General features: G+C 66.1%; 5 protein-coding genes. All 5 read right to left on the bottom strand.

The features are described 5' to 3' along the window. Positions 1–2,110: putative dsRNA-binding protein (locus tag AMD30_RS20055; RefSeq protein WP_055476854.1), on the bottom strand; the 2,110-nt coding region annotated here is incomplete at its 3' end. 802 nt (positions 2,111–2,912) lie between these two features. After that, positions 2,913–5,021 (bottom strand): DEAD/DEAH box helicase, encoded by a 2,109-nt coding sequence (locus AMD30_RS20050; protein WP_055476853.1) that lies wholly within the window; start codon positions 5,019–5,021, stop codon positions 2,913–2,915. 3 nt (positions 5,022–5,024) lie between these two features. Next, complete coding sequence (brxD, locus tag AMD30_RS20045; protein ID WP_055476852.1) at positions 5,025–6,320, bottom strand: BREX system ATP-binding protein BrxD; 1,296 nt, start codon at positions 6,318–6,320, stop codon at positions 5,025–5,027. Further along, positions 6,317–9,151 carry a BREX-2 system phosphatase PglZ gene (gene pglZ, locus AMD30_RS20040; protein WP_055476851.1) on the bottom strand — a complete coding sequence of 945 codons (2,835 nt, stop codon included), beginning with the start codon at positions 9,149–9,151 and terminating at the stop codon, positions 6,317–6,319. The genes brxD and pglZ overlap by 4 nt, the downstream gene beginning before the upstream one ends. Next, on the bottom strand, positions 9,148–12,933 hold the full coding sequence (locus AMD30_RS20035) for a DUF6079 family protein (protein WP_231632802.1): 3,786 nt from the start codon (positions 12,931–12,933) through the stop codon (positions 9,148–9,150). Before AMD30_RS20035 ends, pglZ begins: the two co-directional genes overlap by 4 nt. Between the last annotated feature and the right edge of the window lie 14 nt (positions 12,934–12,947).

Raw genomic sequence — 12,947 nt, 5'->3', positions numbered from 1 at the left:
GGAAATCCCGGGAGGGATCACTGCGCCGTTGCGCGGTGAGGACAGTGGTGTAGTAGTCAGAAAGGTGGCCCGCGACCGCCGAACCCGAGGCCGGTAGCAAAGGCGATCGTAGTCGTGCCCAGTCGGCAAAGGCGCTGTAATCACCCGCGGCGAGATTGTCCACGCCCAGCCGTCCCGACGCAATCTCTTTGCCGTAGCTGAGGTTGTCTGTGTCGCTCGCGCGGAGTTCGGCCAGGAGCAGGCCGCGCAGTAGTGACCGTCTGACGTCGTCGGAATTGACCGTGTCGACCACCGGCGCGCCAAGTAGGAAGTCGAGCACACCGCTTGCCGCCGATTGCTTCGCGGGAGTGCCCCCACTGCGCCAGCTTCCACGCCACGTGGGCCTCCCATCGACGTCAAAGGTGAGGGTGGCACGAAACTCTGCCTGGTGGTCCGGTCCTCGCCGCTCGAACTCGGCAGCATACGTCGACTTGAGGTGACGGGCGCAGTACTCCTGCAGGAGCGTGGACGGGTCGCGGGGCGGGTTGAACGACTCCACCCATCGTGCGAGCGTGGCGGGCTGACGTTCCATCAGCAGGTCCCCGTTGGCGCGCCATGCCGCGCCCACGATGGCCTGTGTCACATCTTCTTTGATGTCCGCGCTGATCGCCGTCCCTCGCGAGCAGAGAATTCCCCCTGCCACCGGCATCTGGTCGAAGAGTCGGGTGATCACCTCGCCGGGAAGCGCCGGTGAGGTCACCGCCGAGGCCGGTACTCGCACATTCTGGTTGAGAATGTGAAGCACGTAATGATGCCTCACCACGTTCGACAGCGCTTCGGAACCTTCAGTCGCCAACACGCCGTAGTCGCGTTGATGCGCTCGTGCTATCACCTCACGGTTTTCGTGCACCCAGGATCTGTGCGTCAGCGCTTGGCTCATCAGGCCGCCGCCCGCGACCTCGAAGGCCTGTTGCGCCCACTGCCGTGCGCGATGGTGCTCGCGCTGAGTAGTGGGCAGCGCGACGGGCTGTGATGTCTGACGACGACCCGCGGCACGTGAGGGAACGGCAGCGGGCAGGAATCTTTGAACATACGCGCGTGCAGCCAGCCTGCGTGCAGCCTTGGCCGAGCTGGCCGTACCCGATGCCGAGCGTCCCCGCGCCTCGACGGTGACCGTGAACTGTTTGTCGTGGTCGGGCCCGACCTCGGTTCGTGTGTAGGTGGGCTCCACTTTCAGCTGCGATGCCAGGAGGTTGACCCACTCCGGCTCAGCCGTTTCCAGCTCGAAGTCGAGCCGCTCCAACAACCCGTCGGCGGGTACCTGGGACGCGGCCACCATCGACAGGGCGCCGAGAATCTGTAAGCCGACCACTTCTGGTGCGGTGCTGCGACTTCCGGCGGCGAGCAACTGCGCCTCACCGTGGCCGAAGAACGGCGCGCCGATGGCGGTGACCCACCGCGCGAGCGCCTGCCGGACCTGCTTGTCCGAGGCAAGGATGACGCTGACCTCGTTGTTCGATTCGAACTCGCCGCGTTGCACGCGCACCCGGTCGAGGAGCGCCATCCGCATCCAGCCCTTGCCGAGCGCCGCAAGGAGATCGAGGGTTTCGGCGGAGACCGGACTGTCCGGGACCGACTCGTAGACATAGCTGCGGTGCAAGCACGCCCATCGCACCCAGCGCCGGCCGTCGTCGTCGCATTCGAGGCCGATCGCCTTGAGCTCGGCGGAGAGAGCGTCGGGCATCGCGGGCAGCAGCGCCGACTCCGGTGCGCGTGGGCAGGACTCAGCCCAGTTGGTAGCGACGATCTCCTCCAGCGGCGGCGCGTCACGCCGGGCGGATGTGGGCGTCGCCGTCGTGGCTGGCGTCCGGCGGGTGGCGTCGGCGGGACGCTTCGGCGCGTGGATCGCCTGGATGTCGCGGCGCAACCACTGCCGCAGTTGGGGCTTTCGGCCCGATCGGATCGCTCGCTCGACGACCAGGCATTCGTTCGCACGTGTATCGAGTCCAGCTATCGACATACGCTGCCGGATGCGGATCAATGACTGCAGCAGTTCGTCGGCCCGCAACTGCAGCTGGGAATCGATGCGGATCGATCGTGACCGCGAACGCTGCTGTAGCCGCAGCGCCATCTTATGCAGTGGTTCGGGAGGCGGGGGTGTGCCCAATGCGACGATCCCGACCCAGCGATTGCCGAAACTAAATGCTGAAATGCTAGTTCTCCTCGCGACCGACGCGGGCGACGCATGTCCGAGCCCGACGTATCCGACACAACAGAAGACTAGCGCTCGAGTCTGACAACCGAGCCTGTCACTCCCGATCGCCCGGCTCACGGCGCGAGCAGCTCGTCGCGGTAGCGTCCGACCCTCTCTGTAGGTTCCAATCACAGCTGGAAAGGCGGAGCGCTCTGAGCTGGAGATTTCCTACCTCAGACCGCTGGCCATTCCGGCCAATCCGCATCTAATCCCACACTCGTAGGCGGCGTTTGAGAACCAGTTTTGCGAGTGCGGGCGTTTCACGCCACTACTTCTTTCCCCTCCTGTTCGGGCACACCACCGCGCTTGGCGGGCACCTTCCGAGGGCTCTTGTTGCAGCGGACTGCCCGGCTCGACCCCGAGAGTCGTAATGTGAACGCAACAGTCCATCGGAAGTCGAAAGTGATGACGACAGACCAACCAGTCGGCTAGGAAAACCCGGTATCTGAGAGTGATCCTTTGTCTCGGCTGAACAACTAAGCGCACAACGGGTTGGATCGAATTGCGACTCGAGATTCATCGAACCGCAGGCAGATGAGACGAGACAAAGCGATCCTTAGTCTTAGAGCGCCCACTCAACTGGCTCTTTCTGATTCAGAGTGCATGGGGGTTGAGCTCATGTTGGGAGCGACTGACTGACTACCAATCCACTACCGAAAGAACGAAGACACTCCCCGAGTCAGGGTTGGGTCGCAACCACGCTTCTGAACCGGACCAACTCATCGAGCACAGCTTCTGCATGTTCAGCGTCCATCATCCGCACCCCGAGGGTGCGACGAGCCAAGTCCTCTGGAAGTGCTGCGGAGAACTTCAGCCCGCTGATCGCGCCACGATCGACAGCAGGTGTGGGCCTATCGGAACCGGTACGCACAACAGCGAGTTTTCGCTTGATGTCATCAACACTCAGATCCGGATGCAGGCGAATCGATTCCGCCCCGATGCGCTGGCGCGCAGGCACCAGGTCACGCGCCCACGCAGCCAGCGTGCGATTTGCCTTGACACCGGCCCACGTCCACCAACGCCAGTCACCCCGCGAATCGCGCTCGACGACGAGTGACCCTTCGTGGACGTCGCCGGACCGCTGTGCGCAGTAGCCGTCGAGTGCCTCGACGGCACGACGTGACAGCGTCACCCCGGTTGGTGTGTCTCCGAGCAAGACGCTGCGGACGCCTCGGGTGATCTCGAACGACAAGCCATCCGGGATCGACTGCCAGCGTGCCATTCCCTGGATGTCGGTGGCTTCGACGTACACCTGGCGCCGCTTCCAGTCGATGTGGGTGACCAGCCACGAACGCCCCCCCAGCAGCAACACCCGGACATCCTCGACCTCCGCGGTGAGCATTCCGACGTCGACCATGCCGATGTCGTTGCGGCCCTGCAAAACCCGAAACTCGGGTGCCGCGGTGAAGACGGCGAGCAGCTCCATGAAGTGCCGGCGTCCGAAGTGCTTCTCTGCTTCCACACCGATGAAGGCGCTACCCGCGTCGTGGTCGAGGAAGCCGTTGTCGAGGAGGTGATCGAGGATCTCCTGCCCGTCGTCGCCGAACAACGGCAACGAACCCCACTGCTTTTCCCACCCGACAAGCGGAAGCCGCCTGGTCTGCAAGGCCGATGCCAGGATCTGCTGTGCCGCGATGTGTCTCGGTTCGGGGGTGGCTACCACCGGCTCGACCCACCCGGACGCCCAGCAGTGCAACATGCCGAGAGTTTGGGCGAGGGCGGCGTCGTCGAGCGCGAGGACCAGGCAGTTGCGGGTGGTTCCCGGTCGTCGGCCGGTGCGTCCGAGCCGCTGCAGGAACGACGAGACGGTCCGCGGAGCGTTGATCTGTATGACCCGGTCGAGGTCGCCGACATCGATGCCGAGTTCGAGGGTCGAGGTCGCGACGATGACGCAGTCGCGTGCCTCGGCGAACGCGGCCTCCGACTCCCGACGCTGTGCCGCCGACAGCGACGAATGGGAGATGAACGTCTCGATCCCACGAGTACGCAGGATTGTGCCGAGCTCTTCGGCCAGCCGGCGGGAATCAACAAACACCAGCCGCTTCTCGCCGTGGTGAAGCGCGGCGATCACCTTGGCAGCGTTCTCCACACTGCCGACCGCGTCGACCGTGATCTTTGGGACCACGGCGTTCTCGGCCATCGGCGACACCACTCGCCCACCGGTAACGGCTCCCCCGCGCAGCCACTCCATCAGCTCGTCAGGATTGCCGACCGTCGCCGACATGCCAATCCGCTGCAGCCGCCGCCCGATCAGCGACTCCAATCTCGCAACTACCGCCAGCAGGTGCCAGCCGCGGTCATCACCGGCAAATGCATGGACCTCATCCACCACGACAGTCTGCAGACCACCCAGAAACTGAACGGTGTCAACGCTTTCCGACACGAGCATCGATTCGATCGATTCGGGGGTGGTGAGCAAGATGTCGGGCCGGTCGCGCTTGATGTGTCCGCGAGCAGCTTGACCGACATCGCCATGCCACACCGCAGCGCTTCGTCCCACCCAGCCGGCATAGTCATCTAGTCGCGGCCCCAAGTTGTTCAGCAGCGCCTTGAGTGGACACACATACAGAACCGAGGTCCCGGCCCAGCGTTGCGCCTGCATACGAGTAAGCAACGGGAACATCGCGGCTTCTGTCTTGCCGCCGGCCGTGGGAGCGAGCAGGAGGGCGTCGTCGCCGTCGACGATGCCCGGAATCGACTCCTCCTGTAGCGGACGCAACCCGGGCCAACCGAGGGAGTTGACGATGTGATGTTGAATCGCCGGGTCGAGCTGCGCGAAACCGGTCATCGACTACAGCTCGACGTCGTCGGGGGTGGTGGCGGCCCGTTCGGTGTCGGTCAGTTCGTGGTCGGCCAACGTCAATGCATAATCCCGCCGGGGATCGAAACCCGGGTGCAGGTCGACCCGGTCGAGGACATCGAGCACCAACTTCTTCAGGAAGATGCGTGGTGCGACACCGACCTGCCCGCCGAGTTTGCCGCCCACCGCTTTCGCCAAGTCAGCTATGTAGGCGTCGTCGACGACCGAGCGGATACGTGCAGGGTCCGACGCACCATCGGCGAAGAGCCCTCGGACCCGCACACCAACCTCCACGAGACGGTCGAGGTCGAAGTTCTGCAACCGGATCTGGGGGGCGCGGGGGTTGTCGAAACGCGCATCAGTGGTGAAGTCCGTCGCCAGTCGCTGCGCCAGCGGCGGCAGAGACTGCACCCCCATCCGGCCGTCGAAGAACGCCGGCGTTCCGGTGATGAGCAGGTACAGACCCGGGTAGCGGCCCGAGTCGAGCTCATCGATCCACTGCCGCAACGCATTCAAGGCTTTGGAGCGGCTGTCGGAACGCATCCGCTGCAGCGTTTCCACCTCGTCGACCACCAGCAACAGACCCGGATGCCGGGCGCCCTTGAGGACCGCGAGCAACCCCTGGAGGAAACCCATGGCGAGGAAATGGTCGACGTCCTGTCGCACACCCGCGGCCCGCTTGGCCGATGCTGCGACGTGCGGTTGGCCACCGAGCCAGGCGATCAGGGCGTCAGCAGTCACGGCGTCACCGTTCTCCACTGCGGTGCGGTACGCGCGCAGCACCATTGGGTACACGGGTGTCGCGGTTGCCACCGCGGCCAGCCGCTGCTCCAGCAGCGCCCCGACCTCCTCGGCGGTCGGTTCGTCCCCGGCGGCCGACGCCGCGGCGTCCTCCTCGATCTCGAACAGCCACGCATCGATCACCGACCGAAACGCCGACGGCGGGAACGCAGACGTGCGCAGCGACTCGGTGGTCCGCCGATACACCGTCTCCAACTTGTGCAGCGGCGTTTCGAGCTCACTGATCTGTACCTCGGCGACGGCGAGACCCTTGCGCATTGCGCGCTGCTGGACCCAGCGTGCAAAGAAGGTCTTGCCGGAACCGTATTCACCGCGCACCGCCTTGAATGCCGACCCGCCCGCGGCCACCGCGTCGAGTTCGTCATCGATGGTCGGTGCAAATGTGTCGATCCCGACGGCGAGTACGTCGAGGTTGCCCGACGGGACGCTGCCTTGACGCAGGGCGGTCAAGATCTCGCGGCGGCGAACCGGGGAGAGTTCGCTCATCGGGCCACTCCGAACTGCTCGAACATCAGCGGGAGCGCGAAGGTGATGTCGTCGCCCTGCGCGCCGATCACCGCGACACCGTCGACGTTGAAGATCTGACTGATGTGCGCGATGGCCCCGCGTGCCTGAGACGGTCGCATGTGCAGGATCGCGGCCGCCTTCGCACGGGACACCACCCCGTTGGCGGCGTCAGCCTCACGGAGCAAGGCGCCCACACCCAGCTTGGTGACGTTGCGTCCGTAACGCCGGAACTGCGCAATGAACAGGTCGCTCTCCAGCAACCGGCCAACCGCATCGAACGCGGCATCGTCCGTCGTCGGGTCGTTGTCGGTTGTGGTGGTCGGCTCCCCCACGTCGAACAGCGATCCCTGGCTGCGCGACTGAACGGGCTTGGGAGGTCTGACCGTCGGTCGTGAGGTGGCCGGTGGCGCCGTCACCGCCAGCGTGTCCCCTTGTGCCACCTGCGTTCCGACGCCGTCGAGGTCCCACCACGCCGGCGGGGCGAAACCGGATGGCTCCAGGCCTTCGGGGATTGTCCCGTTGACGAGCACCGACACTGACACCGCCACTTCCGACAGGGCTGCGCCCCCGTGGTAGCCCGCCTTGATCCGCGTATAGCGCAGCTGCTCGTCGACCGCGAGCACCGCCCGATGATCGTCGGTGAGCACCCGTTCGCCGTCGACGAGCACCTCGTCGTCGCCGACGTCGCCAACCACAGCACGGTATCGAGCCGAGATCTGATCGCCACGTTGCACACTCGGCTGTTCGCGGCGCTCCACCACATGACCGTGGTCGCTGACGAGGACCACCGTGCGACCCACTGCCGCGGCCTCGGCGAGGAGGGCATCGAGGTGCTTGAACGACGACACCGACCACGAGGTCCCGATCGGGTCGGACCGATCGAGCGCGTCGTCGATGTCATTGAGAACACAGGCGACGACGCGGCGATGCCTGGTGTCCTGCACGGCCTGACGGACCTCGGCGGCCAGCGAGTGCCCCTTTGACACCGCTTCGAGGTCTGCCTTGTGAAACAGCACCGGACCACCGCCACGAAGTCCGTGCCGCTGCAGCCAGTCCGCGAAGCCGCTCCGTTCCCGATCCTGGCCACCGACGGCGAGCGCGCCGCTCAACAGTGAGCACCGGGAGAACTGGGTGACGCTCGGCAGCGCAGCCAAAGCGGTCAGCGGACCGTCGTCGTCAACGCGGATGCAGTTCTGCCACTGGGGCCGTCGGTTGCGGGTGGCGTCGGTGACGATGTCGTTGGCCGACGCCACATCCATACCGTCGGCGACAACGAGCAACACCGACGGCTTGACCTTGTCATCGGAGAGCCCGAGTCCACTGCCGGTGCCCTCGGCGTCAGTGATCGGGGCGACGACGCGATCGAGCACGTCCTCGATGTACAACGGTGCACCGGAGCCGGTTTCCCGATGCACGCCGGCCGATGCGAGAAGCGAGGCGAACTCGCGATCGAGCCGGGCCCGCCACACCCGAACCGCGTCGAGCAGCAGGTGGTTGGCGGCCGCCAGCTGCGGATCGTCCGCGCCGACGTAGGCACGGTTGATCGCGGAGTCGACCCACGACAGGTCGGCTCGATACGCGGTCAACCAGCCTGCCATTGACACCGCAGCAGGCGCGGGTGTGGCCACCAGTCGGTGCAGCAGGCGCAGCGCCGCCGCTCCCACCTGAACGTCGTTGGGCGCGTTGTACGTATCGAGGTGTGCGTCGCGGTGGGCGCGCACCGAGGCCCAGGCGTTGTCCACAGGCGACAGGTCGACAGACCGTGCCTGCTCGCCGTCGGCGATCACCTTTCCGGCTGCGGCGGCCAAGCGGACCGCAAAGGTGGTGATCCGTACCGGCAATGCGGACGGGAGAACATCGGACCGCGCGAGCAACGGACGGGCTTGCAGCTCAGGCACCAGCGCCTCTGCAGCGGTCAGCACCGGGCCGGGATCCGAGATGGTGGCAACCGCCACCGATGCGACAGCTCCCCATGCGCCGAGCTGGCGTTCGGTCACCGCGATGTCGTCGACCTGCATCTCCAGCCGGGCCCGTATCCGTGGGATCGCTTCTGCGGCATCTTCTCCGGGCTGCGGGGATGCGGCGAGCAGGCCGGCGACGAGGCCGAGCGGCACGATGCCGGCCGGGCCGCGTCGCCGCCAGGCCGACACCAGTACCGGGCCCAGCTCGCCGAGTTGTCGGCCCAGCCAGTCGAGGAACTCGTCGGCCAGCGCCGTGTCGGCGTGCGCCACCCAGGTGTCGTACTGCCGGGTGTGCAGCGGGTCGGCCGACCACACCGCGACGTGATGCGGTGTGACGTCGGTGCGTTGCCAGCCGAATCGGGAGACCGCGAGCTCGGTGAACACATGCTCGTTGGTGAGCACTCCGCCCGGGGCCGGCGTCGGATGCTCGCCGACCTCGCGCAGCACCGCCCGTGCGATCGCGGAGTTGTTGCCCAGCAGCCCGAACTCCTGTTGCGACGCGGCAAACGCACTGCGCAGCAGAGGGAACGGGTCGAGGTTCACCAGGCGCCCGGTTACCAAGTGCTCGGCGACCCCGCTCGGGATCTCGGTCGCCGGCCGGTCGGTGAGCATCACGAGCCAGTCGGTGTCGGTGCGGCGGCGGAGCACGTCGCGTAGCGCCAGTACGCTAGGCGCAGTCGCGATCGCCACCTTGTCGCCGCCGATGGTGAACTCGTGCGGCCCCGACCACGCCGGTTCGGCGGCCACCGCCACCGGACCAGGCTGGTAGGACTTTCTGTCCTTCAGCGCGGTGAGCAGACCTTTGATCGACGCCAGATCCGCTTCGGGTAGGCCCGTTGCCGCGGTCATCGCCCGGCTTCGGAAGTCGTCAACTCGGCGATCGTCACGCGATACGTCACACCGGGGTGCCGCTCGAGCAGGGCGGAGAGCGTTTGCTCCACCGTGGAAAGCCCGGTGTCGGCGGATACCTCGAGCTGCACCGACTCGGCGTGCGGCGGCTTGGGATCATCTCGTCTCGGTCCCGGAGGCGGCGTCGGTGGCTGCGGCGGGTTGACGATCTGGGCGTCGGCCCATCGTTCCCGACGTTCCCGGATGCGGTTCAGTGCCGCCACCAGCGGCACCACGAGTTCCTGGGCGACCAGTGCGTTGTCGAGCTCGCGGAGGATGCTCGCCGCATCAAGCCCAGCATCCGACTCGGGATCCGTTTCAGCGTGTTGGCGCAACGGGTCGAACCGCGCGAAAGGGAATCCCTCGATCGCGTCGGCGACGGCGGCCGAGTTGGTGAGGGCACGGCCGGCCTCGATGTCGGTTGCTCCGCCGAGGTCGGCGTCGGCGATCCGAGCGACGACGCCCAGATTGTCGAGGTTAAGCACGTCAGAAGCGATCACAGTGTCGAGCGCGGCGGCGGTCGTCAACCGGGCACCCCCGTCGATACCGCGTTGGGTATAGGCACGTTCCAGCGCGGCGGCCAGCCGGTTGCGCTGCCCTTGCCGTTCGCTCGTGTAGGCGCGGACCGCGTCGGCGAACGCAGCCACATTCGACGGCGTGAGGAAGTCGTTGAGATGTTGTCCGGTGAGCTTGGTCCACCGGGTGTTGGCATCGTGCCAGGTCTGTTGTGCCGGCAGTGGTTCGAGCCGCAAGGTGAGTCCGCGGCGCCGGAACTCACCGATGGCGGGTTCGGCGACGGCGGACCCGTGCAAGAACCACGACCGTCGGGTCTGCGCAGCCCAAGCACCGGTGATGAGGTCGACGATGTCGTCGGTCAGGCCACGTCGCGGGTTCGATGCGATGATCGCGGTCCTGATGGCCTCGACCGGGATCTCCGATTCGGCACCCGACCCCGACTCGTCACCGGCCCCGGCTCGGCTGAGTTCCTGGGTGATCCGGGAACGCCATCCGGCAAACTGATCGGCGGAAAAGATCAGGTGGGTCTCACTGGTCTTGGCCAGGGCGAGCGGGGTGACGATGCGCCGCACCGTCTGGATTTCGCCGCGGTCCAACGCCAGCCGCCCTTCCGGGTCGGATTGGGCGTCGCGCAGCCGGTCCAGGGTGAGCGTCAGATCGCGGCGGACGATGAGCTTGTCGGCCGGGGTGAAGTCCGGATGGTCGGGGTAGAGGGCGTTGAACGCGTCGGCGATCAAACGGTCGACCGCCTCGCCGAGGGTGGTACCGATCGGCGGCTGCGCGACGAAACTGGCGTGCAGCGACCGCAGCGGCGGCTGGTCGGCAAATAGTCCGGTACTGCCGGAACCGGCTGCCGATGCCACCCCGTAGTACACCTGGATGGCCGAACCGATCTGGCTCCGCAACTGTGTTTGTTGCTGCTGCAGAATCGATCTCGCCGCGGCGCGGTCGGCTTCGGCGAGTTCGTTGGCGAAGCTCGCCCACCGGTCACCGGCGAGTACGTAATTGAGGATCACCAGGCGGCCGAGCTGCCGAGTCATCTTCTCCGGGAAGAACTCCGGCAACCAGCACACGGTGAAGCGATCGTTGGCCGTGCGCAGCAGTGCATCGACGCGGTCGTGGTCCTCGGCTGTGGTGTGCCCGGCCTCGTCGAAGGGCAGGTCGACGATCATCCGCAAGACGCCGTCGCGCGAGGGCCGGAACGCGGTGTCGGAGAGGTAACCGTGGTCGCGAATGTTGCCGAACACCACCTCAACATCGCGTGCGGTGGCTCGCCAGGTGACGGTCCGCAGATAGGCGCCGTCGACGGTTTGCTCCGCGGTGGCCACGCCGAAGAACTCGCTGAGCATCTCGCGCATCAGTTTGCGGCGTTCACCGTCGGTGTCGTTCTCGCGGCCGCGTTCGATGATCCGTTCGTAGTCGACCGACTCCAGGGTCACCGAGAAGATCGGATTGGCGTCGCCGGAGACGGTAATCTCCGGGGCGTCGGCCGACCACCGACGGACCTTGGTGACGATCTGCCCGACCTGGTCGCCGGGCACCAGGCTGATCACGCTGCCGTGGTTGAGGGAGGCCAGCCGGGAGGCATCGATCTGTTTGAGCGCGGGCACGTTCGGCGCCAACGCCGACATCAGCAGCGTCTTGGCGATCCGGATGTCGGCACGCAGTCCGGCAGGCACCTGCCCGTCGTCGATCTCCAGGTCGACGCCCGCCTGCTGGAACAGCAGGGGCCGCAGCTTCTCCACCCACAGCGTTCGGGCGGTCTTGAAGGTCTGGGCCACCGAGTCGTTGATGGGGGTGTTGCCGGCGCTGTCGATGATGTAGTCGAACGCTTCGCCCACCGGGATCACGTTCTCCACGGTGAGACGGTCGGCGTTGTCCTCGAGCATCTGCTTCATCACCTTGAGCGCGGTGCGCTCGCGTTGCATCACGCCGGACAGGCTGCGCAGTGTGGCGATGAGTGCCGGGGAGAACGGGTAGGTGAGTTTGAAGGCGTCGGAATCGGAGCCGCGGTGCTGATCGTCGGTGTTGATGCCGTCGAGCAGCACATCCCACACCTTGGGGTTGCGATCAATGGCGGCGAATGCGTCCTCGAGCCACTGGTGGGCCTGGTCGTCACGCACTTTCAGCAGCCGCTTGTGCGCGATGTAGGGCAAATTCTCGTCGCCCAGGGTGACGTTCTCGAAGCGTCCGGCCTGGTGCCGGATCGCTTGTTCGGCGGCTTGCTGGGTGGCACCCGAGTCGGTGCCGGTGGCGACCCACCGGGTGAGGTCGAACTGTCGCGCCACAAAAGAGATCACCGGCAGCGCCAGGCGCCCCCGGGCGGTTTCGACGAGCTTGGTCAGTTTTTGCACTTCGGCGTTGAAGCGTTCGCGTTCGGTGATGATGAACGAGAGCCACAGCATCAGTTCGTCGAGCAGCAACACGATGCCGTCGTAGCCGAGGCCCTTGGCGTGGTCGGCGATGACGGCGAGACCGTCTTCGAGCGGCAACCAGTCGGTGTTGCGTGAGTAGCTGGTGAAGTAGGTCGCGACCAGTGCCTGCTGAAGTCGTGCGCGGATCTCGGTGCTCGCGTCGGGCGCGGTGGCCTCGGCGTACGATGCGGCGTCCCACGCACCGACCGACACACTGGCCTTACCCCAGTCGACAGTGGTGCCGCTGCTGGTCGACGACCCGTTGAGAGTGGCGAAGAACTTCTCGTCGCCTTCAGCGTCGCGGCGACGATCGGCGTCGGCGAACAATCCGCCGGCGGAATGCAGCACCGGCCCAGCGGTGCCGGGATGGACCTGACTGATCTGGTGCAGGTACTGGCCGAACAGCGCCGATTCGACGGTGTCGGCGCCGAGGAAGTGAAAGGTCAACCGCAGCAGCTTCTTCTGCTCGATCGCAGTGTGCTTGGCTATGATCGGTTGCAGTTCGCGCACTGACAGCGCCTGCGGTGCGTGACCGAGGATCGCGTACAGCACGGCCATGAAGTGCGACTTACCGGACCCGAACGAGCCGTCGAGGAAGGCCGCCTTGTTCTCACCTGTGCGCAGGCCCGCGTCGACCACGCCGAGCGCCGTGTCGAACTGTTCGGCCAGTGCCGGTGTCACGACGTAGGAGTCGACGGTCTGGGTGAGCTGGGTGTCCTCGACCGAGTCAGACAGGCGCAGAACATAATCGTTACCGCCCGTCGACTCGGAGATGTCGAAGACCTCGCGCAGTGTGTGTGCAGAGCCCGCCACTGTTCCCGGAAACA

The organism is Gordonia sp. HS-NH1 (assembly GCF_001418765.1).
In the GTDB taxonomy this organism is placed as follows: Bacteria; Actinomycetota; Actinomycetes; order Mycobacteriales; family Mycobacteriaceae; genus Gordonia.
This window is presented reverse-complemented; position numbering and strand designations above follow the sequence as displayed.